Raw genomic sequence first — 24,868 nt, forward strand, 5'->3', positions numbered from 1 at the left:
CAATAATATTTTTTTCATAGCGTATCCTTTCAAAATGATGCCAAATTATAGCATATTTTAAAAGGTTGTTAGCTTAAAATTTATATTTATACATTAAATTAGTGTAAAGATTATCGTAAGAATTGTATTCAATACTTGATTTTACCCTATTATATCCTAAATCAAGTGAGAAGAAATTATGATGATCCATATTGTATTCAGCACCAAAATTTACCCTATAGGTTATATCGTTTCTCGTATTTAAGAAGATTTTTTCATCATATTTACTTTTAGCATAACCTAAACTTGCTTTTAATATTACTTGTTTATTTAACATATAAATAATTCCGGCAGTAGCTGAATATTCTTTATAATTATTTGAACTTTCTTTAATTCTGCTAGTTTTTTCTATATCATAAGCAATTTTTAAATAAGACATACTTCTTTGAGAAATAATCTTACTCATAGCATAAATACTATGATGATTTGAATCATTCTCTTTATTATCTTCTATCAAATAATTATTATGATTAATTGTATAGCCTAGACCAAAAGCTAGCCCACTTTCAGTATAATAATCACCTGAAATATCTGCTGTAAAGGTATTTAAATATCTTTTTTGTTTTAAAATAATATAATCATAAGACATTAAAATATTTAATTTAAATTGTCTTGATATCTCAAAACCATTATTAATTGAAGCTGTAAATACACTTAAATTCTGAAAATCTTCTTCAATTGGTTTTATATAATACTTATTATAAAAATTAATATTTATATCATAATCATATACATTATTAACTTGTTTTTTATAGCCAGCATTAAGATTAGCTAAAATACTACTAGCTGGTTGGTGCTTAGCACCTGGTATTGGAAAATTAATGCCTAATTGTGGCACTGGTAAATAACTATCTTTTAAATTCTGCTTTTTTGGATTGCTATCATATCCATATCCAAAACCAATACTCGCATAAGGTATATTTATTTCATTATTGGCTTTTTGTTGATATTTAACATTTTTTAACATACTAGCAACTAAAGCTTTCTCATCATCATTTAAGCGTTCATCATCTTTTAAATTCTCTAGTTCTAATTTAAGTAAAGCTAAATTCCCGTTTTTTTGATAAATAATAGCACTTTGTAATCTCGCTTCTGTATTAGTATCATCTAATACCAAAACCCTATCATAAGCAGCTAAAGCTTCATCGTATAAACCTAATCTAAAAGCACTTTTACCCATAATTAGATTTAAATTAATATCAGAGCAAGTTTGCTTACAAATAGAACTAGCTATATCATAAGAAGTTTTATAATCTTCTTGATTATACGCATTTACTAAATCATCAAATGGATTTGCTAATAAAGCAATAGGTAAAAATGTTAAAAATTTTTTCATAAATGTTAAGCCTTTTTTAAAAAACAAGTTTTTAAAACTATAACTCCGTGTTTATCAACTTTTGCTTCTATTTCATCATCATTTGAAGTAAGCTTTATGTTTTTTACATTAGTTCCTCTTTTAATAGTTAAAGAACTGCCTTTTACTTTCAAATCTTTAATAACGCTAACATTATCTCCTGCTTGTAATTCGTTTCCGTTTGCGTCTTTTGGCATTTTTATATTCCTTTTTTATTTATGGTGCCCAAGGTCGGACTCGAACCGACACAGGATTGCTCCTACTAGATTTTGAGTCTAGCGCGTCTACCAGTTTCACCACTTGGGCTAAAATTGCATATAATAATAAAATTTGCTTATAAAAAAATAAAAGTGTGATATTTTAAATATATTTTACTTAATATTTGATTATGAAATTCTTGTTTTGATATTCCTATCAAAACAAGAAAAAAAATTAATTCATTCCTAACATTTCCCAATAAGGAAGACCTATTACAAGGCATAAAATAAAAGATACCATAGCCACTACAAATCCAGTAATCCACCATTCTTTTACGGTGTTATATCCAGCTCCAAAAATAACTGAAGCAGCAGGACCACCAAAATGAGTTAATGCTCCACCATAAGAATTTGTAGTAATTAATAAAAATGCTAATAAATAAGGATCAACTCCTGCACTTTTGCCTATTAAAAATAAAACCGGTAAAAGAGTTGTAATGAAAACGGTTGCACTAGCATATAAATATCTTACGATAATACTAATAAAACCAATGATTATTAATACTATCAATGGGTCTAAATCTAAATTCATATTGCCTTGAATAAATGTTCCAAGCCATTTAAAAAAGCCCAATTTATTCATCATACCTGATAGTGACATAATACCACCAAACCAAAATAATGTCCCTATACACTCTTTAGAACCTGCTATATCTTCAAATTTTAAAACGCCAAGTAATACTGATAAACTCATAGCACCAACAGCTACTGCAGTAGCATCTATATCAATCTTTAATCCAAATAAAGAACTAGCTAAAGACGGAACAGACCAACCAAGCAATGCTAGAACAAAGATTAAAACAAGCATTTTCTCACTTCTTTTCATCTCTCCTAATTCTTCTAAGCCTTGTTTTGAAATTACTACATTATCAATCTTTTTTATATCAGGGCGAACAAAAATATAAACAACTAATGGAATTACACATAAACACACAATACCAGGAATTATCATAGCAACAGCCCAATTCCCCCAATTTAAGTGAGTTCCTAAAATATCATTTGCATAACCAATCACTAGCATATTTCCAGCCATTGCGGTTGCGAAGATAAATGAAGTCATTTTTGTACTCATATAAGAATTACACGCCAAAAATGCACCTACTCTATTTTCTGTTTCAACTTTATCTTTTGATAAAGATTGTGCGATTGAATTTACAATTGGAAAGACAATTCCACCTGCTCTTGCAGTATTTGATGGAGTTGCAGGTGATACTACTAAATCCAAAAATGCAGTAACATAGCTAAGTCTTAAAGTAGTTTTACCAAATTTACCTATTAAAAAATAAGCCCATCTTTTACCAAGACCTGTTTTTGTAAATGCAATACTTAAAGCAAATGCAGAAACTATAATCCAAGTAGTTGAACTTGCATAACCGCTTAAAGCTTGTTTTGTAGCTTCTTTTGCACCACCTAAATAAGGTCCCATAAATAGTGCAGTTCCTGCCACTGCAGTAATTAATACCATAGAATTTGGTATAGGCTTAAATACAAGACCTAAAACTGCTGAAAGATAAATACCAAACATTACCCACGCAGCTTCGCTTAAGCCACTTGGCACGGGCAAAATAGTAGCGAATAAAAATGGAATAGCAATCAAAATAATAATAGAAATTGCTCTTTTCATCATTTCTCCTTAAAAAAAATTAAAAAATTAAGATTACTTTAGCAGAATAATTCATAAAATGTATTTAAATTGTATTTAAAACTTTAAAAAATGTGTATAAAAGTAACACTTATTATAAATTATTATCTTTTTTTGAAAAAAAATATAATATATTTCATAACTTTTTATAATATGAAAAATTTAATTAGGAAAAAATATGAGAAAATTAGCTGTTTTTATTTTAAGTTTAAATTTATTTGCATACACTTTAGATTTTCCTGGAGATAAAATTCCTTTTAGTGAAAATCCAGATTGGAAAGACCCAACTATACCTAAAAATTTATATCAAAACGATGATATAAATTATGATTTGCAAAAAAAACTAAGTGAATTAGATGAAAAAAAATTAAGAAAATTAAAAAAGGCTTTAGATATATTGTTTGAAGATGAAGAAGAATTACAAGAAGAAATTCCCCAAACTGAACCTATAAAAATAAAAGAGCCAACTCCAGATGAATATATACAAATTAGCATCAGCGGAGAAAAACCTATAAAAAAACAAAAAAATACTTATCAAAACAATAATATTTTGATAAATATTAAATAAGCTTTATTTATTACGAGTTTTATTAAAACTAAAAATAGCAATTATTAATGCTAATATAGGAGAACTCATAATTTGTAAAAAATATATTAATTCACTTTGCTCTTCTTCGTTTGGAGTAATAAAACTTAATATTAAAGCAAATACTACGCTACTAAGACCTAATATCGCTAAAAAATAACTAAGAATTTGATTTTGTATTTTAAATTCTAATTCATTTTCACAATAATTTTTTAATTTAAAATACGCTAAAAACATTGCAATATAAGGTAAAAAATAACTAACTGTAGTAAGAGAACTAAGTAGCCAATAAATATCTTGAGATTTATTAAAAAATACACAAAATATACAAATAATACTAACTAAAAATGCTTGAAAAAATAAAGCCTTATAAGGGGTATTATATTTTGGATGTGGTTTTGCTTCATAAAATTTAATTATTCCTTCTTTTGAAGCATTAGCTAGCATATATATTGGCGCTACCAACCAAGAATTAATCTGCCCTAAAGTGCCTACAAATAAACTAAAAGCCATTAATTGACTAAGACCTTTAAAACCTAAATTATTTTCAGCATAAGTAATTGCTTGCATAATACCATCTAATATATCAGTATCTTTTGCAGGATATATCACATTAACACAAAAAGTGCCTAAAATATAAATACCTACTATTATAAATGCACTAAAAAATATAGCTTTTGGATAATTTTTTTGAGCGTTATCAATTTTAGCACCTATCATTGTACTAAGCTCAAGCCCTGCAAATGCAAACATCATAGTGCTTGAAAACACTAAAGTATTTAAATCAAGTGTAATTAAATACCCTGAATTATAAGGAGTTGTGATTTTGTGATTAGCCAAATAAAACATTAAAGCTACAACTATTAAAAGCAATGTAGGAAATAAAATTCCAAAATAAACAAATACTTTATTTATTAATTTGGTATACTCAAAACCCCTATAATTTATATATGTCAAAATAAAAAAACTCAATATAGAAAATATTGCGATAAAATAAGATTTTGCCTGTAAATTAAATATATAAGCTAAAGAATTTGCTGCGAAATACAACATCATTGGGAAAAAAGCTAAACAAGATAGAAGATAACAAATCAAACAAAAATAAGCTACTTTTACTCCAAAAGCTTTATTAATCCATAAAAATATACCACCACCCTTAGAAAATCTAGAACCAAGTTCTCCACATATCAAAGCTAAAGGAATAAAAAATCCAAATGCTACAAAAAGCCATAAAATAATAGAACTAGCCCCGTATTGTGCGACATAAGGAATTTGTCTTAAAGAAAAAATCCCAATCAAATTCATAAAAATAATATCTTTTATACTCAACTTCATAATAAACCTAAAAAAATAAAATGAAGCGAATAATACTATTAAAATTGTAATAATTTAGAAGAAAAAAAGAAAAGGTTTCACATAATCTGTGAAACCTAAAAATAATTTATAAAATTATTGGCAGATGATTTTTAATTCAACTCTACGATTTGCTGCACGGCCTTCTTTTGTTTTGTTATCGCCGATTGCATTTTGGTCGCCAGCCCAACTTGGATTAATTCTGTCTTCGCTAACACCAGCTTTTACAAGTTCGGCTTTTACTGCTTTAGCTCTTTTTTCTGATAATTTTTTGTTATAAGCAGATGTACCGATTGAATCTGTATATCCTGTGATATTTGCAAAATATGCAGGCTCTTCTTTAATTAATTTAGCTAAACGCTCAATTTCAGGAATATAGTTAGCAGTTACATTGCTCTTATCAAATCCAAAATTAACTTTAACTAATTCTAAATCATAACATGCTTTTGGTTTTGGTTGTGGTTTTGGCTCAGGTTTAACAACTACTGGCTCTGGTTTAACTTCTACAACTGGTTGTGGAGCTGGAACAACTTCTTCTTTTTTACCATCAAAGTTAAAAATTACACCTAAAGTGCTAATTACATGGTGATCAGCGTGGCGGAATTTAATTTGGTCACGAACTTCTGCTCTTAAACCAAAGCTTTTGTAAATTTTGTATTTTAAACCAATACCATAATGACCAAACATTCCGTTTTTATTGTCATATAGATTTTCGCTGAAGTTTTCATAACCAACACCTAATAATCCATAGAAATCAAAGTTAGTATCACCAACTTTAACTGGGAATACTAAGTTTAAATAACCTCTATCAATACCCACTGGAGTATGACCTGCATTATCTATACTTTTATATTCACCTTTTTGGTGCTCATAACCAATTTCTGTTCCTACTGCACCATACATATAACCAATTCTTAATCCATAACCAAATTTATTCATAAGGTCAAGATTTCCTTCTGGAACATTGTATGTAGCGATTGGGCTTATTTCTAAGCCTTCAAAATTAATATCACTTGCATTTGCACTAACAGCTATCATTGCAGCTGCACTTAAAACTAAACTCATCTTTTTCATGAATACTCCTAATTTCAAAATCGAATTAACGTTTACTAAATTGTGGTTTTCTTCTTGCTTTTCTGCGGCCGTATTTTTTACGCTCAACCACACGACTATCACGAGTTAATAAACCTTGTGGTTTAAGTAGCGCTCTAAAATCAGCACTCATAGCAGCTAAAGCACGAGAAATTCCGTGTCTTAAAGCTTCAGCTTGAGCATTATAACCACCACCTAATGTGCTAGCTGTAATGTCCATTAAACCTTCTTGCTTAGTTACTAATAAAGGTTGAACTACCTTTAATTTAATAGCTTCGTGTCCGCCTAACCAAGTATTTAAATCAACGCCATTCACTATAATTTTACCACTTCCAGCCTTAGCCCAAACTTTAGCTATTGCAGTTTTTCTTTTACCTGTTGCATAAACTTTTGCCATTTTACTTTCCTTTTACCTGAGCTGTATGTGGGTGTTCGCTACCTGCATAAACTTTTAATTTCTTAAGCATTGCACGACCTAAAGTAGTTTTAGGCAACATTCCACGAACTGCTAATTTATATAATTTTGCTGGATTATTTGCTAATAAATCACCGAATTTTTCACTCTTAGTGCTTCCAAAATAGCCTGAATGTCTGTGATATAATTTATCATCAGCTTTGTTTGTTCCAGTAAATTCTGCTTTAGATGCGTTGATAATTACAACATAATCTCCGCAATCAACATTTGGTGTATAACAAGGCTTATGTTTGCCTTTTAATATTGTCGCAACTTCTGTTAAAAGACGACCGAAACGCTTACCTTCAGCATCTACAATTATCCAATCTCTTTTAACTTCGTTTGGCTTTGTTATTTTTGTCATGATTTTACCTTTGCCAAAATTTTTTAAAAAGCTGATTATATGTTTTTAATCTTAATAATATCTTAAATTAAGATAATTTTAAGATAAATTAAAAATAAAATTTGACTTTTTTAAATTCTAAAAAAATTATTCCATTTAAGTTTATTTTAAAGATGGGGGGGGGGTAGAATAGCATTGCAATTTTTAAAAAAAGGATGTAAAAATGAAACTAGTAAAACTTAGTTTAATTGCAGTAATTACTGCAGGTTCAATGTCAGTTGCAAATGCTGTTGCTTTAGATGAAGCTATTCAAAATGTAGATTTATCAGGTATGTTAAGATATAGATATGAAGGAATTAGCGAAAAAAATTCATTAAAAGACAAATCTACAAAAGATACAATCCAATTACACGGATATAAAGCTCAATTAAAATTCACTTCAGATATAGCTGATAATTTTAAAGCTACTGCATTATTTCAGTATTCAAACCAAGATGCTTCATTTGCTTTAAACAAACCAGGTTTAACACCATCTAATGAAGCTTTGAGAGATAAAGTTGAAAATAATATAAATACAAGTAAAACTTTTAATATAAGAGATGCTTATTTAACTTACACGAATTACGATACCTCATTTATGTTCGGTAGAATGGAAATTGGCTCAATTTGGACTGATGATTTATTAGGAACAGGATTAAAAATCGTAAATAATAGCATTGAGAATGTAACTTTAGCAGCTTATGCTTTTGATAATTACAATAAAGATAGTGATTTAGGCGTTATTGCTACAAAAAATGATGATGATAGTATAAAAAGTGTAAGTGGTAAAAATATATATGGTATAGCAGCAATTGCTAATTTTGACCCAGTAGCAGCAGAGTTATGGGTAGCAAATATGGCTAGTTGGGGCACATTATATGCGGTAGATTTCAATGTTAATTTAGGTGATAAAGATGATTTCGCATACAATATTCACGCTCAATACGCAGGTAATAATCTTAAAAAAGATAGAAAAGATTTGTTAAAAAAAGCTACAGGCGACGAAGTAGCTAATGGTAATTTTTATGCTATTGAAGCTGGCTTTGACGCATTCGGCTTAGATTTTAATATAGGTTATGCTGGTTATGGTAAAAAGGATAAAGCTACAATTAATACTATAGAAGATAGTGGCAAATTAATTAATTATGGCGAATACGCTATGAAAGATTACCAAACAGGAGCAGTAGGTAAGAAAGATTTCGTATTCGGAACAATTGGTTATACATTTGAAGATGTAAGATTTGGTGTTGATATTATTAGCGGAACAAATAAAATCAAAAATGGCGATAAAACTGATAAAGAAAAATTATTTGAAGTTAAGCCTGAGCTATCTTACAAATATAGCGACAAATTAAACTTCTCAGCATTCTATGCTTATGGTAAAACAAAAAATTATGAAGGTATAGAAGATTGTAAAAAAGATGAAAAACTAATTAGATTTGAAGCAAAATATACATTCTAAAAATAGCTAGGCATTAAGCCTAGCACTAGATTAATTTGGCCTAACACTTATAAAAACTTAATTTAACTAATTTCAAACTCTTGGTGTTAGGCTTACTTAGTCTAGCTTTTACAACTAGCACCTTCTTTAAACACTGCTCCATAATCGTTTTTTGAATCGGGTTTAACTAAATCTAAATTCTTTTGCACTTCTAAGCTCTAATCAATCTAAACAAACAAGTTTTTTAAAACTAATAGCAATACGATTAAGTAATTTAAGGTATTAAGAAAGGCTGAAAATATTTACAATGCGTTGTTTTTTTTTATTATTTAACACATAAATCAAAATAGGAGACAATTATGTCAAAGAATACAAAAACGATGATATGTCCTTTTTGTGATGAAGAATTAAGATTTGGTGTAAAAGTATGCAGGGGTTGTCAAGCTGAAATTACTTACGAACACGAGAGAACATTTTCGCTTGGCTGGTTTATTGCTTTTTGCGTATTAACTTATATATTATATACATTTTATGATTCAATAAATGGTTGGATTTTTGGGATACTTGTTTTTGTTGATATTGGATGCTTTGCTAATATTTTACCTATAGATACAAAAGCAGAACCTAAAGCAAAATTTGAAAGAAGGCAATTTAGATAATTAAAAAACTATAAAAATTTTAAAAGCTCATCGCTTAATCAAAAAATACAAATTAATTTAAGCGAGAGCTTTTTTGAGCCTACACTTAGCAAAACTCTCATTTTAACAATTACAATAATTTTATTTAGTGTTGCATATACTCTTTATAATCATTTTATGATGATTAAAGCTATTCTTTAAGAATAGCTTTTGATTAGCTTTTACAACTAGCACCTTCTTTAAACACTGCTCCATAATCGTTTTTTGAATCAGGTTTAACTAAATCTAAATTCTTTTGCACTTCTAAGCTCTCATCCATTTGCCAAGCATTCCAGCCACCATCATATACATAAATATTTTCCCAACCATCAAGTAAGGCAATAAACCAAGCAACACTAGCTCTCCAGCCTGTGCCACAATAAAAAGCTAAATTATCATTTTTATTAATGCCTTGACTTTGCCATAATTCATATATTTCATAAGGATTTCTAAGCGTTCCATCAGGGTCGTAATAATCAGCCACATTAGATGAATTTGTCCCTGCAAATCCCCAAATAGCTCCTTTTGGCTCACCACTTTTTGGTATATAATCATAACCACTAATTTTACCTACAAACTCATCCCAAGCCCTAATACTTACTAGCTTTAAATCCCCTTTATAATTTTTAATATCATCTGGCATTGATATATTTATATTAGCATTTGCAGGAATTATCGCTTTAAAATCACTTTCTTTATTAGGTATATTTGGAGTTTTTTCTATGCTAAATCCTGCTTCTTGCCAAGAATATAGCCCACCATTTAAAAATCTAACATCTTTAACCCCAGCGTATTTTAGTGCAAAAAATACTCTTAAAGCTGCCATTTGATTTTTAGAATATAAAATTATAGTTTTTTCACTTGTAATCCCTAAGTTTAAAAGATTATTTTCTAAAGTTTTTGCATCACTTAAATTCCAAACAGGAGCATTCTCTATTAAATCAGTATTAAAATGATAAGCACCTTTTATATGCTCGCTGTATTCATCACTATTTTCTCCCCAACTAACCTCAAAAACCATAAAGTCTTTACCATCAAAACTCTCAACTTTTTTGCCTTGCATTAAATCATTTAGCCATTTAGGATAGACTGCTAGTTGATAATTTTTAAGTTTTACTAAATCATTATTATTTGCATAATCTATAAAATCAGCATAAATCTCGCCTTTATAACCACGGGCTAAAAACTCCGAGCTAACTTTTTTTATCTCATCTAAATTAGAACCATAAAATACGAGCTTTTTATCCTTTGTAATACCTTTGCCTTTGAAATATTCTTCAAATTTTTTATTTTCAACAAAATCCATTGATAAAGCACTAATATTCAAAGCCCCTTTAATATGACCGCCGTTTTTTGCCCCATCTTCGCTAAAACCATTATAATAACTATCAATTCTTGTATCAATTATCAAATAATCACTATTTAATCTAGCCTTAAATTCATCGGTATTTAGCAATTTAACATCATCAGCATTAAAACAAGCACTAAAAATAAGTGCAAACAATAAAATCAATTTTTTCACGATACTCTCCTTAAAATAATCAAAAATCCAAAAAGCATAAAAGGTAAAAATATAAAGGCTTGAAAGCTAAAATAAGCACTAGCGATTAAAATATTTGCCACATTACAACCACTCGCAAGAGAAGCCCCAAAAGCCATCAAAAAGCCTCCAATTACACTAAAATATCCTTGTTTTAGCGATACACCTTGAAGCGAAAATGATTTTAAATTAGCAACAATCCCACCTAAAATACAACCAAATAAAAAATAAACTCCAGAATCTAAATACCTATATTGATTGGTTACTAGATATAAAATCATATTTTTACTAGGCACTGATAAAGTAAAACTAAAACCAATCATTTTCCACATTAAAAGACTTAAAATTGCTAAAACTATTGCTAGAATGCTGATTTTTTTGGCTTTATAGATTAAATATATACTTAAAATTCCAAGTAAAATCACTAAGATAAAAGGCGAAATATTTAAAAAAGTATGAATATTAGTAAGCTCATTTTTTGTAAAAATATCTATGTATTTTTTAAATATTCCATTAAATAAAGCCATACTAAAAGCAAAAGAAAAAGCCGTTATTAAATAAGAACTATTATTAATAACCCTAGTAAAACTACCGCTAACACAAGCTTTGCTAAACGCCATTCCAACGCCAAATGCAAAGCTACCTATAATAGTAGCAAGTATTGAGAATTTAAACTCGGGTATGGTAATTAGTTTAAAATGTTCTAATGTGAATAAGCCAAGAGATTGTAAAAATATACAAAAACTTAAAGCACTAACAAATGAAAAATCTTTAAAATAAAAAAGATTTCTAAAACCAGAAAAAAAGCAAAATCTATATCTTGCTAATAAAAATCCAAAAACAATTCCAAATATAAGCGTATTCATTACCTAATGACTTTCTAAAATATTTTAGAAATTATATGTTTTGAAAAATAATAAATCTTAATTCGTATTTAGATTATGAATTAAGATTTTCACCACAAAATCAATTTAGTTTTAAAGAATTTAAATTCTTTTTAATTTAAATTCTTCGTTTTCGTAAAATACTACATAAGAGCTAATTTTGTGATTAGAAAATCTAGTTTTTATAAAGTTTTCATAGGTTTTTAGCTGTTTTTCATAAGATTTATTAAAAAACGAGCTTTTATAATCAATTATCTTAACCCAATCATCGCTAATAGCTAATAAATCTATTCTATTTACTTTATTTTCATATAAAAAGTTATATTCTTTAATCAAATTATGATTTTTGATTAGTTCTTTAAACTCCACACATTTAAGCAAATCTTCGCAAAGTTTTTTTAATTTAAGTAAATCTACCTGATTAAACTTATTATATGCAAGTCTTAAACATTCATTCAAGCTTTCATCATTAAAATCACTCAATTCACAAAAATAGTGAAATGCGTTTCCAAGCATAATCGCATCAGTGCTAAACTCTTTAGCCTTGACATTTTGAAGTGGCACACAAGGATTAAACTCATAGCTAATACTTATAGCACTTGCTTCATTTTCTTTATATCTAAAATTAAGCAAATCATCATCTAAACTCTCATTAGCAATTTCATTATAATTAATCCCGCTAAGTCCAGCTCCATCATTCATAATAATACAAAGAGAGCTAATCGCTCTTGTATAAGCTACATAATAAGTATTTATCTCATCAGTTTTTTTCGTATTCTCATAAATTTCAAGCTTTTTTGCATAATCTTTATCATAAAAACATCTAAGATTTCTAATAGCACTAGCGTCCTTTTTAAAGCCATACCATTTGTGGCTAGAAAAATCATATTCAATTTTAAGCCCTGTATCGTGTGGAGGGGTTTTACTTAAATGAACGCAGATTAAATGCTCAAATTGTAAGCCCTTACTCTTATGAATTGTCATAATATTTATGCCTTTTGCTTCATTGTTTGATGCAAGTTTATTGCTAAGATTATATATGGTATCTAAAAAATCTTTAGAACTAATTTCATCTAAAAACTCTAAAACATACTCATCTTTACATAAATCAAGATGAGTTATTATCTCATTATAAATCTCATAAGCACTTTTTGTAATATCAATTTTAAGCCTTGAATAATCCTTGCCTAGCACAGACTTTACAAAAAAGCCATAAATCTCATCTCCTAAAATAGAGTATTTTGCAAATTCTATTAAAACCCTAACGCTCATTTTTGAAACTAATAAAGAGTTATTATTTACATTAGTTTTCAAACCAAATTCATTTAAATAATTAGCTATTTCATTTGCGTTTGCATTATCTCTTGTAAGTATGCAAATATCATCTAATTTTGCTCCGTTTTGTAGCAAACTTGCAATCTTTTTATAAACATCGTTTAAGTAATTTTCGGTGATTATTTTGCTTACAACTCCGTTTTCTTTACTTGCAACTAATTGCTCGTAATAATCATCATAAAGATTTTTAAAATTATTATTTACAAACTCTACTATGGCTTTTTTACTGCGATAATTAGTATCAAGATTTTGCAAGGTTATATTATAGGTTTTGTTTTTATGAAATAAATCAAATACTTCTTGCTTAGCACCCCTAAATGAATAAATTGATTGCTTTTTATCTCCTACATAAAAAAAGCTTTTTTGCTTATCATCTATGCCAATTCCAGCCACTATTTCTTCAACTATTGGCTTAATAATTTCGTATTGAATAACCGAAGTATCTTGAAACTCATCTATTAAAAGATGGCTTAGATTTGAATTAAGTCTAAAATAAAAAAGGTCTTTTAAATCCTTATTTTGCAATATTTTATGAACATAAATAGCAACATCACTAAAGCTTAAAATATTTTGCTCTTTATGATAATTTTTCGCAACTTCGCTAAATTTATCTAAATAATTAAAGCATAATTTTAATTGATTGCTCTCTAAAAAACCATAATATTTAGCAACTATTAAGAGTAATTCTTCATAAGCTGCTGCAAAAGTTGGTAAATCTAGAGCTTTTTGTATATTTGATTTGCTAGCGTCTAAAAATGAGCTAGAAAGTAAAGAATTTAAATCCGTAATTTTGCCAAGCCATTCATCTACTTTTTTATTTGCTCCAGTAAAATTATCTTTAAGCCTTAAAAACTCATCAAAAGGATTTATAAAAGTCGTATCATTTATGATTTTTTCGCCTGTATAATTTAAATACAAACTCTCAAGCCAGTTTAAAAAATCTCCTAAACTCATATTAAAATCTTTTAAATCTCTTACTAATTTTATGGCTTCATTTGTATCTAAAGACTTTAAAAACTCTTCTTTAATATCTAAATAATCAATAAGTTCAGCATCTACGCTTAAGCCTTCATGCGTTGCAAAAAGCCTTAAAATCTTAGAAAAAAAGCTATCAAAAGTATAAATCCTAAGCTCATCTTCTTTAAAGTTTTTTAAGAATTTATTTCTTGTATTTATGATTTGCTCGGCACTTAAACCCAATAAATCTTGCAAAAATTGAAGTTCGGCAGCTCTATTTTCAAGCTCTAAAAATACCTTTGTAATTCTCTCTTTCATCTCATTTACGGCTTTTTTTGTAAATGTAAGAGCTACTATATCATTAATACTCGCCCCACTTAAAACTAAAGCAATATATCTAACACTTAGAGTAAAAGTCTTGCCACTTCCAGCACTTGCTGCTAATGCGATATGTTTCATACTCTATCCTTTTTATTGATTATTAAATGATAATAGCCATAAGCATTTTCACTTTTTTCTAAGACGAAACCATCTTTAAGAGTTGCAATGTCGCTTTCAATCTCTTGAGATAATTTATTAAAATTTTTACATTCAAACACCGCCCCACGAGTGCTTTTTAAATAAATTAAAGCTGTTTGTATCGTAGGCTTATCTAAAAGCATTGCGTAAAAGGCTAATTGTTTTTCGTGATTTTTAGTAGAATTTGGCTTGTTTGTAGTCTTATAATCAATTATTAGCTCATCACTTATCCTATCAGCTATCCCGTAAGCATCAATATTTGCAATTTTACCCGAAAGCTTTTCTTCACAATTTGCACTTGGCTGATTGTTGTTAATATAATATGCGATTTCATCTAAATTATCGTATATTAAAGCATAATCAATTGGGCTTAATTTGTCTTTTAGCTCTTTTTCAAATTCCTGTTTTAAATTCTTAAAATCAGCGTTTTGTAAAAACTCATGAACCATAGTCCCAACTGCTGCTTTTTCGTTTGAATTGCTAGGCTCACTTAATTCTAAAATATATTTTAAATAATACTCATAAGGTGAGTTTAAATAGCACGATAATCTTGAAAAACTAAGCGGTTTTGCAAAAAAATTATGATTTTTTATAAGTTCTAAATCAGGCTCAAATATATTTTCATTTGCTTTTATTTTGCCATTGAGTGCCTTTAAAAACGACTCCATAAGCCCTTTTTCATCTACGATTTGTCTTTCGCAACTAAAATCTTTTAGCATTCTAGCGGGTGATTTTTCTTCGTTTTCAAGGTATAAAACAAAAACTTCTTTGGCATTAAAAAGCTCTTTATAATAATGCCTTTGTAAATTTTCTCTATCAGCATAGCTAATTAGCCCAGCCTTTGTGCGAACAGCATTGTTTAAAAACATTTCACTAACACTTCGCTTTGGCACTAAATCATCATTAAAATCAAGAACAATTACTAAATCATATTTCATTCCACGACTTTCAAGCATACCTAAAGCATCGACATTTCCGCCGTTTGTGTGAGAAATTTTAATATTATTAGCGTCAAGTAATTTTATGATTTGCTCGTTTGTTAGCTTAAACTCATTATTTAAAATCTTTATATCATTTAGGCGGTTTTTTAGGATTTCTTTAATTTCAGCGTTTTTGCTAAGGCTTAATAGTTGCTCTTTTAATTTATCAAAATTACTAAAATCAAGTTCGCTTGTATTTAATAATCTTTTTTGCACTAAAGCCAACTCATCATCACCTAAAATCGCATTTAGTTTTTGCGCTATTTCGTTTGAGTTTAGCCCACTTGCAATATTTAAATAATTATGAATATCAAGGGCTTTTAAGCTAGTTGCAATGCTTTCATCAGGCATAATAAGAGCTATTTGTTTATCATTTTCGTAATATTTTGATATTAGACTAAGTGCGTAAATGTATTGATAAATTGAGCTTTTAAACGAAGCAATTTTTAAGGTATTGTTATAATTTAGTTTAGCTTGCTCTAGGATTTGCCAAGAATTATTAAAACTTAGAGTATAAGTATGATTTGGCTCAAAATCTATTTTAAATGATTTTTTTAAAAGATTTATATTGTAATCGCTTACATTTGTGATGATTTTTACATCTATTTTGTCTGAAATACTCTCAAAGAATTCTAATTCGTATTGCTTTAAAAAGCCGTTTAGATAAAAGCTAATTGATTTATATTGACTAAATAAAAACCAATTAGCTTTTAAATCTTTAATAGTTATATCATCATATAAATTTTGATTATCTAATTCGTTTTTATAATGCTTTAAACACTCTTCTAAAATGTCTAAATACTCATCAAAAAAACTATATAAATCATTATTTCTTAAATCATCTATACTTACTTTTTGGCTATTTAATTCGCTAAAAAATGAGAATAAATATTCTTTATTTTTTAAAAAACTTAAAAAATCATTTGAAAAATTAAGCTTTTTATAATCTTTAGTTTTATTACAAGCCCTACTCATAGCAATGATTTGCTCTACTTCAGTCGCTCTTCTTTTATCATTTATTGCGAAATCTTGCAAAAACTCATTAATACTAATTGTGGTTGGAAAAAATCCTTCATTTTTAATACTTGCTAAGTAGTTTTTAATTTGCCTTAAATTAGAAAATACAATCAAATCCTTTTTATACATTTATTTTCCTTTTAAAAGATTATTATGAGTAGTTATAGCGTAAAAAAGCTTTAATATTAAGCTTTTTTACATTGATTTTTGCAAAGTTCAAGTTTATAAAATTTTGAAAGTTCGTTGATTTTAAAATCAATCAATAAAGTCCAGCGTCCATTAGAAATATCTCCTAAATCAGCTTTAAATTCTTTTAAATTATCATCATAATTTACTATGATTTCTTTATCTTCATATTTTGTGTGTGGTCTTGTTAATTTTGCCTTTACGCTTATATTGCTTGCTTTTAAATTAGACTTTTCTTTAACTTGTAATATCACTTCATTATCTACAAATACCGCTGGGCGTTTAGTAACATCTAATCTTGTTTTATCGCCTAAAACCCTAAAAGCAAAATTATCTAAAAATAATTTTTCGTTTTCTTTGATTTTTGCGTAATTATTCTCAACATCTTGATATTTTAAAAAATAACTTTCATCTTCATCTACTGGATAATCAAAAGATAAATAAACGGTGTAAATACAAGCAATCATCATAAAAATGATTGAACCAACAATCAAATAAGGCCAATGTCTTCCTTCTTTTATCATTTTTTCTTTACCTTTCTTCTAATTAAAACTACTATAAAAACAATAGTAAAAATATAAAAAATAGTTCTAATTGTATTTATAATATTATCATTTAAATCCCCGTAAGAATACTCAAGTTCTACACCTTTACTACTTGCAATTACATCACACAATTCAGCAAACCCATTTAAAATCGCTGCATTTACTAAATCTTTTCCTTTAGGTTGAGTAAGTATTGGCAATATTGCACCTTGTTTTGGGAAAAATCCATATTTTAAATAATAATATTCGGTAACACTTCTAAAATCTAATCCTAAATCACTTATAACATCTAACTTTTTATCTTTAAGGCTAATTACTATAATTGCATAATTTTTATCAGTTTTAATACTTTGTTTTAAATCTTTAAAAGGAATTTCATTTGATATTAAAACACTTGTTTTAATACCTGTTTTTTGCTCTAAATCATTACTTAAAATATTTATTTCATTTAATACTTCATTACTTAAAGGCTCTTGTGAAAATAAATTCACAAGAGCTAAAAGCATTATAATTATTAGCTTTTTCATCCTATACCTAAATGATTAGGAGTTAAAACTGACCAAGCTGTAACTATTGCTAACACAACCATTCCTAAAACTATAATTGTTTCTAATAACTTGCTCATTTTGCGTCCTTTCTAAAATCTTCTAAACTTCTATTTTCGTGCATTTTAGCATCTTCAATTTTTTCTAGTTTATAAGGATTTCTGATTTCTTTTTGTTGAACATTTATTCCCCAAATAGTAAGCCCAACTAGGATTGATAATAATAAAACGGTAGCTATTAACATACCTGTAATTCCGTGTAATCCAAACACATTTCTATTATGATTATCCATTTTTTACTCCTTTGATAATGTGCTTACATAACGAGCAACTGCATCTACTTGCTCATCGCTTAGCATTGATTTAAAGCTTGGCATTGCTCCTATTACTTTTACGCTTGCATCAGCACTTGCTATCTTACCGCTAGCTAAAACCATTTTAATAAAATCAGGTTTAGTATAGATATTTAATGCAGGCGCTACACCTTCAGTGCCTTCTCCATTTTCTCCGTGACAAGCTGCACAAGTTGTTTCAAATACATCTTTACCAACTTCACCTTGCATTCCATTTGCTACATAAGTTGCAACTGCTTTTGCGTCATCTCCGTCAACTAAACCAGCTGGCATTTCTCCGTATCCTAAACCTGTTGAGCCGTTTTCTAAAATATCTAAAATTCCAGCAACGCTACTCCATTTAGTTAAGTCTTGAGCCTTACCATTAATTCCAGTTGCTTCAGCACCATGACAAGGAGCACAATGTAATAAAAATACATTTCTACCCATATTTAATTTAGATTCATCATCAAATGCTACATATTTTTCTTTATATTTTGCATTATGACTTGCTACTTCTTCATTATATTCACCTATTGATGAATATTTGTTTAGTGGAAAACCTATTAAAAAATACCATAAAGCAAACACTATTAAAACGATAAACATAACAGCCCAACCTACTGGTAATGGGTTTTTATATTCACTTATTCCATCCCATTCGTGCTCGCTTGTTTCAGCATCTTTTCTTTTAATTCTCATCTGTTTAAATACATTTAAACTTACTATCAATACGGTAGCAACAATAACAACTGCACCAATTATAGAAAGTAAATTTACATTATCAGAAAGATTTAACCATTTCATCACTTTCTCCTATTTTCTAATAAAGATGAATTAATATCATCATCTAATGCAAGATTTGCATATTTTTCATAATCTTTTTTACCTTCTCTTTGTGCTTTATATAAATGAATAATATAAGCATAAAGCACAAAGGTCAAAAACGCCACAAGGAAAAAATAAGCATGTCCTTGATATTGCACAAGTTCAACCAAACTCATAATTCTTCCTTACTTTAAACTATTTAAATACGCAATCAATGCAACTATTTCTTTAATTTCGCATTTACTATCAAGTGCATTTGCACGGCAAGGTTCAAACGCTTGTTTTACTTCTTCATCGCTCATTGCATCAACAATAGGTGTAGCTTGTTCTACCATCATTTTACGAGCGTCTTCGTAAGTTCCTAATTTTGGATAACCTTCTTCATCATAAGGAACATTGAAAACTTTTTTAACAGTTAAAGCTTCAGCATAAGCTGTATCTAAATCTGAATTCTTTTTAAATAAATGTGGATATTCAGGCATAATTGAACTAGGCACTACAGAAACAGGTTTTTTCATATGATTTTCGTGCCAATCAGTAGTTCTATAATTACCAACTCTCATTAAATCAGGACCTGTTCTTTTTGAACCCCATAAAAATGGTCTATCATAAGCATATTCACCTGCTTTTGAATAAGCACCATATCTATCTGTTTCTGCTTTAAATGGACGAATTAATTGCGAATGGCAAGCATTACAACTTTCTTTAATATAAACATGACGACCTGCAAGTTCTAAAGCTGTATAAGGCTTTTTGCTCTCAATTGGTCTAGCGTTAGGACTAAATGCAGGTAGAATTTCTACAACACCAGCATAAGCAATAACAACAAATACAAATACTGCAAAAAAGAAAGGATTTTTTTCTAACCAACTAAACATTTTTTACCTCCTTACGCTTGCATTGGACTTGCTGATTTTGGTTCAACTTCAACGCTTCTGCTTGAAGTAACCGACTTATAAATATTATAAGCAAACATAAAAAATCCTATTAAATATAATAAACCACCAATAGCTCTTATTATAAAATAAGGATGTAGTGCTATAACAGTATCAATAAATGAATAAGTTAGAGTTCCATAATCATCATAAGCTCTCCACATCATACCTTGAGTAATTCCAGCAATCCACATTGAGCTAAAGAATAATACAATTCCTAAAGTTTGGATAGTAAATTGGTATTCCATAATTTTTTTACTATAAATCTCTTTTTTAAATACCCTTGGAGTCATATGATAAATTGCAGCCATAGTCATAAATCCTACCCAACCAAGTGTTCCATCATGCACGTGTCCTGGAATCCAGTCTGTAAAGTGTGCTAGAGCATTGATTGATTTAACTGATTGAATTGAACCCTCAAGTGTGCTAAACATATAAAATGTTGAAGCAAAAATCATAAACTTAATTAATGGGCTTTCTTTTACTTGGTGCCATTCACCTTTCATTGTAAGTAAGATATTGATTGCACTACCCCAACTTGGTAATATTAATACAACAGAGAAAATTGAACCCATTGTTTGCATCCAATCAGGAACGGTTGAATAAATCAAATGGTGTCCGCCTGCCCATAAATATATAAACATTAAAGACCAGAATGAAAATAGTGATAATTTATAAGAAAATACTGGCTGACCACTTTCTTTTGGTAAGAAATAATATATTTCAGCAATAATTGCAACCGTGAAAACAAAAGCAACCGCATTATGTCCCCACCACCATTGAATTAAAGCATCGTTACTTCCTGCATACATAGATACTGAATGAAGCCAAGAACCCATTCCTGTAACTAATTTTGTAGGAACTTCCATATTATTAAATAAATAAAGCATTGCTACGCCTAAAAATGTCGCAATGTAATACCAAATAGAAATATAAAGACTTTTTTCACGGCGAATTCCAATAAGTCCAAAAATTCCCATACCCCATAAAACCCAAATAACAACAACTGCTATATCAAAAGGCCATTCAAGTTCTGCGTATTCTTTTGAAGTTGTAACACCAGCAAAAAGACTTACAACAGCTAATAATATAGTAATCATAAAGATTATAAAATGAGCTTTACCTATGAACATTAAGAATTTTGATTCTTTCATAGAAACTTTTAAAACTCTTTGACCTACATAATACCAAGTAGCCCAAATACCTGAAAGCATAAAGCCATAAACAACTCCGTTTGTATGAAGTGGTCTTAGGCGGCCAAATGTAGAATATTCACCTGCAATATTATTTAGCTCAGGAAATGCTAATTGAAACGCGATTAAAGTTCCAATTCCCATACCGATTATGCCAAACAAAATACATGCGAACATAAACCACTTAGCTACGGTATAATCATAGCCAAGATTTTGCGATGGATTTGCCATAACTGCTCCTTAAATAGAAATTAAAATAATCTGCTAATTATAATCTTAAAAAAAATAAACTAAGCTTAATTTGTAATAATTTTGAAATCTTTTTTATAAAATTCTAAAAAAATTCTATTATTTCTCTCGTGTAATTTATATTCATTTAAGCAATCTAGCTCATCTTTTACGAATGAGCCTTTGTATAAAATAAATTTCGTATTATCATTGGTTATATCATTACATAAAGTAACAATTAGTTCTGTTTTTGCAAAAGCTCTTGAAGTTATCAAATCGCATTTTAAGTCTTTTTCACATTCAACTTTTATAGGTTTAATAAACACATTATCTAAATTAAACTTAGCTTTAATTAGCGATAAAAATGCTGATTTTTTATAACTTGGCTCATACAAATAAAAATTACAATCTCTTTTTAAAAAAGCTAAAAATATAGCAGGAAAACCAGCACCTGAGCCAATATCTGCTATATTAATTCCTGATTTAAATTCTACGAAATTAAGTATTTCAATACTATCAAGTGCTGCTGCTTTTATATCTTTTAATCTTGTAATATTATGAACTTTATTGTATTTTTTTAATTCATCTTCATATGAATTTATAAAAGCTAAAAATTCATTATTCATTTAGCATATGCCCCATTTTGCAAGATTTAACTTTTAGATATTGTTTATTGTATTCATTGCTTTGCATTATTAATGGTATGCGTTTTACATCTTTACTAATAGCTTTTAATTTTAAAGGATTATTTGTAAGCAATCTTACGCTTTTAATTTTGTAATATTCAAGTATAAAATCAACTATTTTATAATCTCTTTCATCATCTTTAAAACCTAGTTTTAAATTCGCTTCAAGTGTATCAAATCCATTATCTTGTAAATTATAAGCATTTACTTTATTAAATAGACCTATTCCACGACCTTCTTGACGAAGATAAATAACCATTCCGCCATTTGCTTCAATATATCTTAAAGATGCTTTTAATTGGTCTCTACAATCGCATTTAAGCGAACCTAAAGCATCACCTGTAAGGCATTCAGAATGTATACGAACATTAATCTCATCACTAATTTCGCCTTTCATAATTACTAAATGCTCTTTTTCATTTTCTTTAAAAGATTGGATAATAAAATTTCCAAATCTTGTAGGTAAATTTGCTTGTTTTGAAATTTCAACTAACATTGTTTAACTCTTTTTTGATTTAATTAGCCTTAATTATACAAAAAAAGGAGTTTAGTGTGCGTAAATTTAGACGACTTAGAAAAAGCCCTATAATTAGGGATTTAGTAAAGGAAAACCAACTTAGCTTAAACGATTTGATTTACCCTTTATTTGTAGTAGATAAAAAAAGTGCAAAAATTGAGATTAAATCAATGCCAGGAGTTTATCAATTAGGATTTGATGAATTACTAGCAGAATGTAATGAATGTTTAAAGCTTGGAATTAAGAGTATTTTATTATTTGGCGTATTAGATGAAAGTGCAAAAGATAGTTGCGGAAGTGATGCAATGAGCGATAATGGGCTTATAGCTCGTGCTATTAGAGCTATTAAAGAGCGTTTTGGTGATAGCTTATATTTAATTGCAGATTTGTGCTTTTGTGAATACACAGACCACGGACATTGCGGGGTATTAGATGAAGATGGATATTTAAATAATGAAATTACGCTTTTAAATTCTAGCAAACAAGCTTTAGTAATGGCTAGAGCTGGTGTGGATATGATTGCACCTAGTGGAATGATGGACGGAATAATAAAAACTTTAAGAACTACTTTAGATGAAAATGGCTTTGATACTTTACCTATTATGGCTTATTCAACCAAATTCGCAAGTGCATATTATGGACCTTTCCGTGATGTGGCTAATTCAGCTCCTAAAAAAGGCGATAGAAAAGCTTATCAAATGGATTATGCAAACGGAAAAGAAGCTTTAAATGAGAGCTTAGAAGATGAAAAACAAGGTGCTGATATATTGATGGTAAAACCTGCTTTAGCATATTTAGATGTAGTTAAAGAAATTAGCCAAAACTCACTACTTCCACTATGTGTTTATAATGTAAGCGGGGAGTATTCAATGCTTAAAAACGCTGGAATAGCTGGGCTTGTAGATTATCCAAAAATCTTAATGGAAACTATGATTAGTTTTAAAAGAGCGGGTGCAAAACTAATAATCACTTATCACGCTAAAGAATTAGCCGAAATGTTAAGGGGATAAAAATGGATTTTAGTGTATTAGCAAAATATCAAACAAGTGGCCCAAGATATACTTCATATCCAACAGCTATTGAGTTTGGCGAAGATTATAAATATGATGATTTTATAAAAGATTTAGAAAGTAACGAGAATAAGCCTTTATCGCTTTATTTTCACTTGCCGTTTTGTCGTTCGGCTTGTTATTTTTGTGGCTGTAATGTAATTTATACAGCTAATGAAGATAAAAAAGAAAGGTATTTAGATTATATTTTAAGAGAGCTTGATATTTTAAAAACTCATCTTAAGACAAAAAAAGCTATTCAAATGCACTTTGGCGGTGGAACGCCTACATTTTTTAGCGCAGCTCAACTTGAAATCTTGCTTAAAAAAATTAATGAAATATTTGAGTTTTTACCTGATAGCGAGCTTTCTTGTGAGATTGACCCTAGATTTTTAAATGTTGAACAAATGAGCGTATTTGCAAAATACGGCATAAATAGAATTAGTTTTGGTGTGCAAGATTTTGACCCTAAAGTGCAAAAAGAAATTCATAGAATTCAACCTTACGAAATTACAGAAAATGCGGTAAAACTAGCAAGAGCAAATGGAGTAAAAAGTATAAATACTGATTTAATTTACGGACTTCCTTATCAGGATTTAAACTCATTTAGCAAAACACTTGAGACAATTTTAAAAATAAATCCTGATAGACTTGCTGTATTTAATTACGCTCATGTGCCTTGGATTAAAAAGAATATGAGAAAATTTGATGAAAGCACTATTCCTGAAGCTAAAACTAAGTTAGAAATTCTAAAACATACTGCGAAATTTTTAGGCGAAAATGGTTATAAAATGATAGGAATGGATCATTTTGCAAAACCTAATGATGAATTATTTAAGGCTTTAGAAAATGGCACACTTCATAGGAATTTTCAAGGTTATACTACAAAAGGTGGAGCTATTTTGGTTGGCGTTGGGCTTACTAGTATTGGAGAAGGACTTAATTATTACGCACAAAACTATAAAGATTTAAACCTTTATGAAGCAGCTATTGATAATGGCAAATTACCATTTCATAGGGGAATTAAACTTAATAATGATGATTTAATTAGAAAAGCTGTAATAATGAGCTTAATGGCTAATTTTAGTCTTAATATTAAAGAAATTGAAAAAGAATTTAAAATAGTATTTTGGGATTATTTTAACGACGCAAAAGAGTATTTAAAAACTTATGCTGAATTTTTACAAATTAGCGATGATGAAATAAAAGTAAATGAAACAGGCACATTATTAATCCGTAATATTTGTATGGGATTTGATGCTTATATGAAAAATAAAGGTGAAAAGACCTTTTCAAAAACATTATAAAGGTAAGTA

General features: G+C 28.8%; 25 protein-coding genes and 1 tRNA gene. 5 read left to right on the forward strand and 21 right to left on the reverse strand.

From position 1 onward, the window contains the following. Positions 1–73: 73 nt before the first annotated feature. The 4 genes from AVBRAN9331_RS08830 to AVBRAN9331_RS08845 form a co-directional block, all read right to left on the reverse strand. Entirely contained in the window at positions 74–1,375 is a 1,302-nt protein-coding gene (locus tag AVBRAN9331_RS08830) for an outer membrane beta-barrel protein (RefSeq protein WP_214117623.1), read from the reverse strand. A gap of 5 nt (positions 1,376–1,380) precedes the next feature. Beyond that, positions 1,381–1,590, reverse strand: coding sequence for an alkylphosphonate utilization protein (locus tag AVBRAN9331_RS08835; protein ID WP_214117624.1), 210 nt, complete (start codon positions 1,588–1,590; stop codon positions 1,381–1,383). Between the two features lie 22 nt (positions 1,591–1,612). Beyond that, a tRNA-Leu gene (locus tag AVBRAN9331_RS08840) sits at positions 1,613–1,699 on the reverse strand. Positions 1,700–1,825: 126 nt separating this feature from the next. Beyond that, positions 1,826–3,274 (reverse strand): DASS family sodium-coupled anion symporter, encoded by a 1,449-nt coding sequence (locus AVBRAN9331_RS08845; protein WP_214119728.1) that lies wholly within the window; start codon positions 3,272–3,274, stop codon positions 1,826–1,828. 196 nt (positions 3,275–3,470) lie between these two features. On the opposite strand from AVBRAN9331_RS08845, the gene AVBRAN9331_RS08850 reads away from it, so the two are divergent. Continuing rightward, positions 3,471–3,860, forward strand: coding sequence for a hypothetical protein (locus AVBRAN9331_RS08850; RefSeq protein WP_214117626.1), 390 nt, complete (start codon positions 3,471–3,473; stop codon positions 3,858–3,860). A gap of 3 nt (positions 3,861–3,863) precedes the next feature. Here AVBRAN9331_RS08850 and AVBRAN9331_RS08855 read toward each other — a convergent pair whose 3' ends face one another. The 4 genes from AVBRAN9331_RS08855 to rplM form a co-directional block, all read right to left on the reverse strand. Further along, positions 3,864–5,213: an APC family permease gene (locus tag AVBRAN9331_RS08855; RefSeq protein WP_336612844.1), complete on the reverse strand. Its 1,350-nt coding sequence runs from the start codon at positions 5,211–5,213 to the stop codon at positions 3,864–3,866. A gap of 114 nt (positions 5,214–5,327) precedes the next feature. Next, positions 5,328–6,305 (reverse strand): OmpA family protein, encoded by a 978-nt coding sequence (locus tag AVBRAN9331_RS08860; protein ID WP_214150192.1) that lies wholly within the window; start codon positions 6,303–6,305, stop codon positions 5,328–5,330. A 25-nt stretch (positions 6,306–6,330) separates the two neighbouring features. Continuing rightward, positions 6,331–6,720: a 30S ribosomal protein S9 gene (rpsI, locus tag AVBRAN9331_RS08865; RefSeq protein WP_214117629.1), complete on the reverse strand. Its 390-nt coding sequence runs from the start codon at positions 6,718–6,720 to the stop codon at positions 6,331–6,333. Position 6,721: 1 nt separating this feature from the next. Further along, entirely contained in the window at positions 6,722–7,141 is a 420-nt protein-coding gene (gene rplM, locus AVBRAN9331_RS08870) for a 50S ribosomal protein L13 (protein WP_214117630.1), read from the reverse strand. A gap of 202 nt (positions 7,142–7,343) precedes the next feature. Between rplM and AVBRAN9331_RS08875 the strand changes: the two genes are divergently transcribed. Further along, on the forward strand, positions 7,344–8,621 hold the full coding sequence (locus tag AVBRAN9331_RS08875; RefSeq protein ID WP_336612845.1) for a major outer membrane protein: 1,278 nt from the start codon (positions 7,344–7,346) through the stop codon (positions 8,619–8,621). Positions 8,622–8,959: 338 nt separating this feature from the next. After that, entirely contained in the window at positions 8,960–9,259 is a 300-nt protein-coding gene (locus AVBRAN9331_RS08880) for a hypothetical protein (RefSeq protein WP_336612846.1), read from the forward strand. A 193-nt stretch (positions 9,260–9,452) separates the two neighbouring features. On the opposite strand, the gene AVBRAN9331_RS08885 is transcribed toward AVBRAN9331_RS08880, so the two are convergent. From AVBRAN9331_RS08885 to ribA, 13 genes are all read right to left on the reverse strand, one after another. Continuing rightward, positions 9,453–10,799, reverse strand: a complete 1,347-nt coding sequence (locus tag AVBRAN9331_RS08885; protein WP_336612847.1) for a rhodanese-like domain-containing protein — start codon at positions 10,797–10,799, stop codon at positions 9,453–9,455. After that, on the reverse strand, positions 10,796–11,683 hold the full coding sequence (locus tag AVBRAN9331_RS08890; protein WP_267523846.1) for a YeeE/YedE family protein: 888 nt from the start codon (positions 11,681–11,683) through the stop codon (positions 10,796–10,798). The genes AVBRAN9331_RS08885 and AVBRAN9331_RS08890 overlap by 4 nt, the downstream gene beginning before the upstream one ends. A gap of 120 nt (positions 11,684–11,803) precedes the next feature. Then, on the reverse strand, positions 11,804–14,452 hold the full coding sequence (locus AVBRAN9331_RS08895; RefSeq protein ID WP_336612848.1) for a UvrD-helicase domain-containing protein: 2,649 nt from the start codon (positions 14,450–14,452) through the stop codon (positions 11,804–11,806). Beyond that, entirely contained in the window at positions 14,449–16,638 is a 2,190-nt protein-coding gene (locus AVBRAN9331_RS08900) for a PD-(D/E)XK nuclease family protein (protein ID WP_336612849.1), read from the reverse strand. Before AVBRAN9331_RS08900 ends, AVBRAN9331_RS08895 begins: the two co-directional genes overlap by 4 nt. A 56-nt stretch (positions 16,639–16,694) precedes the next feature. Further along, the gene (locus AVBRAN9331_RS08905) at positions 16,695–17,219 is read right to left on the reverse strand and encodes a FixH family protein (RefSeq protein WP_214117637.1); all 525 of its coding nucleotides are present in this window, start codon (positions 17,217–17,219) and stop codon (positions 16,695–16,697) included. Further along, positions 17,216–17,767: a hypothetical protein gene (locus tag AVBRAN9331_RS08910; protein ID WP_214117638.1), complete on the reverse strand. Its 552-nt coding sequence runs from the start codon at positions 17,765–17,767 to the stop codon at positions 17,216–17,218. The genes AVBRAN9331_RS08905 and AVBRAN9331_RS08910 overlap by 4 nt, the downstream gene beginning before the upstream one ends. Positions 17,768–17,861: 94 nt before the next feature. Further along, complete coding sequence (locus AVBRAN9331_RS08920; RefSeq protein ID WP_214117639.1) at positions 17,862–18,077, reverse strand: DUF4006 family protein; 216 nt, start codon at positions 18,075–18,077, stop codon at positions 17,862–17,864. 3 nt (positions 18,078–18,080) lie between these two features. Further along, positions 18,081–18,923, reverse strand: a complete 843-nt coding sequence (locus AVBRAN9331_RS08925) for a c-type cytochrome (protein WP_336612850.1) — start codon at positions 18,921–18,923, stop codon at positions 18,081–18,083. Continuing rightward, positions 18,923–19,120, reverse strand: coding sequence for a cytochrome c oxidase, cbb3-type, CcoQ subunit (locus AVBRAN9331_RS08930; protein ID WP_214117641.1), 198 nt, complete (start codon positions 19,118–19,120; stop codon positions 18,923–18,925). Before AVBRAN9331_RS08930 ends, AVBRAN9331_RS08925 begins: the two co-directional genes overlap by 1 nt. A 9-nt stretch (positions 19,121–19,129) precedes the next feature. Next, positions 19,130–19,822 carry a cytochrome-c oxidase, cbb3-type subunit II gene (ccoO, locus tag AVBRAN9331_RS08935; RefSeq protein ID WP_214117642.1) on the reverse strand — a complete coding sequence of 231 codons (693 nt, stop codon included), beginning with the start codon at positions 19,820–19,822 and terminating at the stop codon, positions 19,130–19,132. 11 nt (positions 19,823–19,833) lie between these two features. Next, positions 19,834–21,303: a cytochrome-c oxidase, cbb3-type subunit I gene (gene ccoN / locus AVBRAN9331_RS08940; RefSeq protein WP_214117643.1), complete on the reverse strand. Its 1,470-nt coding sequence runs from the start codon at positions 21,301–21,303 to the stop codon at positions 19,834–19,836. A 65-nt stretch (positions 21,304–21,368) separates the two neighbouring features. Then, entirely contained in the window at positions 21,369–21,926 is a 558-nt protein-coding gene (gene rsmG, locus AVBRAN9331_RS08945) for a 16S rRNA (guanine(527)-N(7))-methyltransferase RsmG (RefSeq protein WP_214117644.1), read from the reverse strand. Further along, the gene (ribA, locus tag AVBRAN9331_RS08950) at positions 21,919–22,482 is read right to left on the reverse strand and encodes a GTP cyclohydrolase II (protein WP_239803297.1); all 564 of its coding nucleotides are present in this window, start codon (positions 22,480–22,482) and stop codon (positions 21,919–21,921) included. The genes rsmG and ribA overlap by 8 nt, the downstream gene beginning before the upstream one ends. Positions 22,483–22,538: 56 nt before the next feature. On the opposite strand from ribA, the gene hemB reads away from it, so the two are divergent. Then, complete coding sequence (hemB, locus tag AVBRAN9331_RS08955) at positions 22,539–23,513, forward strand: porphobilinogen synthase (protein WP_214117646.1); 975 nt, start codon at positions 22,539–22,541, stop codon at positions 23,511–23,513. A gap of 2 nt (positions 23,514–23,515) precedes the next feature. Then, entirely contained in the window at positions 23,516–24,859 is a 1,344-nt protein-coding gene (gene hemN, locus AVBRAN9331_RS08960; protein WP_214120077.1) for an oxygen-independent coproporphyrinogen III oxidase, read from the forward strand. The last annotated feature ends 9 nt before the right edge of the window (positions 24,860–24,868 follow it).

Origin of the sequence: Campylobacter sp. RM9331 (assembly GCF_020137685.1) — a bacterium.
Classification (GTDB): domain Bacteria; phylum Campylobacterota; class Campylobacteria; order Campylobacterales; family Campylobacteraceae; genus Campylobacter_E.

Bases quoted from the DNA above. Each gene is read 5' to 3' on its own strand.
- AVBRAN9331_RS08830 (WP_214117623.1), bottom strand. From the start codon at position 1,375: ATGAAAAAATTTTTAACATTTTTACCTATTGCTTTATTAGCAAATCCA.
- AVBRAN9331_RS08835 (WP_214117624.1), bottom strand. From the start codon at position 1,590: ATGCCAAAAGACGCAAACGGAAACGAATTACAAGCAGGAGATAATGTT.
- AVBRAN9331_RS08845 (WP_214119728.1), bottom strand. From the start codon at position 3,274: ATGAAAAGAGCAATTTCTATTATTATTTTGATTGCTATTCCATTTTTA.
- AVBRAN9331_RS08850 (WP_214117626.1), top strand. From the start codon at position 3,471: ATGAGAAAATTAGCTGTTTTTATTTTAAGTTTAAATTTATTTGCATAC.
- AVBRAN9331_RS08855 (WP_336612844.1), bottom strand. From the start codon at position 5,213: ATGAAGTTGAGTATAAAAGATATTATTTTTATGAATTTGATTGGGATT.
- AVBRAN9331_RS08860 (WP_214150192.1), bottom strand. From the start codon at position 6,305: ATGAAAAAGATGAGTTTAGTTTTAAGTGCAGCTGCAATGATAGCTGTT.
- rpsI (WP_214117629.1), bottom strand. From the start codon at position 6,720: ATGGCAAAAGTTTATGCAACAGGTAAAAGAAAAACTGCAATAGCTAAA.
- rplM (WP_214117630.1), bottom strand. From the start codon at position 7,141: ATGACAAAAATAACAAAGCCAAACGAAGTTAAAAGAGATTGGATAATT.
- AVBRAN9331_RS08875 (WP_336612845.1), top strand. From the start codon at position 7,344: ATGAAACTAGTAAAACTTAGTTTAATTGCAGTAATTACTGCAGGTTCA.
- AVBRAN9331_RS08880 (WP_336612846.1), top strand. From the start codon at position 8,960: ATGTCAAAGAATACAAAAACGATGATATGTCCTTTTTGTGATGAAGAA.
- AVBRAN9331_RS08890 (WP_267523846.1), bottom strand. From the start codon at position 11,683: ATGAATACGCTTATATTTGGAATTGTTTTTGGATTTTTATTAGCAAGA.
- AVBRAN9331_RS08895 (WP_336612848.1), bottom strand. From the start codon at position 14,452: ATGAAACATATCGCATTAGCAGCAAGTGCTGGAAGTGGCAAGACTTTT.
- AVBRAN9331_RS08900 (WP_336612849.1), bottom strand. From the start codon at position 16,638: ATGTATAAAAAGGATTTGATTGTATTTTCTAATTTAAGGCAAATTAAA.
- AVBRAN9331_RS08905 (WP_214117637.1), bottom strand. From the start codon at position 17,219: ATGATAAAAGAAGGAAGACATTGGCCTTATTTGATTGTTGGTTCAATC.
- AVBRAN9331_RS08910 (WP_214117638.1), bottom strand. From the start codon at position 17,767: ATGAAAAAGCTAATAATTATAATGCTTTTAGCTCTTGTGAATTTATTT.
- AVBRAN9331_RS08920 (WP_214117639.1), bottom strand. From the start codon at position 18,077: ATGGATAATCATAATAGAAATGTGTTTGGATTACACGGAATTACAGGT.
- AVBRAN9331_RS08925 (WP_336612850.1), bottom strand. From the start codon at position 18,923: ATGAAATGGTTAAATCTTTCTGATAATGTAAATTTACTTTCTATAATT.
- AVBRAN9331_RS08930 (WP_214117641.1), bottom strand. From the start codon at position 19,120: ATGAGTTTGGTTGAACTTGTGCAATATCAAGGACATGCTTATTTTTTC.
- ccoO (WP_214117642.1), bottom strand. From the start codon at position 19,822: ATGTTTAGTTGGTTAGAAAAAAATCCTTTCTTTTTTGCAGTATTTGTA.
- ccoN (WP_214117643.1), bottom strand. From the start codon at position 21,303: ATGGCAAATCCATCGCAAAATCTTGGCTATGATTATACCGTAGCTAAG.
- rsmG (WP_214117644.1), bottom strand. From the start codon at position 21,926: ATGAATAATGAATTTTTAGCTTTTATAAATTCATATGAAGATGAATTA.
- ribA (WP_239803297.1), bottom strand. From the start codon at position 22,482: ATGTTAGTTGAAATTTCAAAACAAGCAAATTTACCTACAAGATTTGGA.
- hemN (WP_214120077.1), top strand. From the start codon at position 23,516: ATGGATTTTAGTGTATTAGCAAAATATCAAACAAGTGGCCCAAGATAT.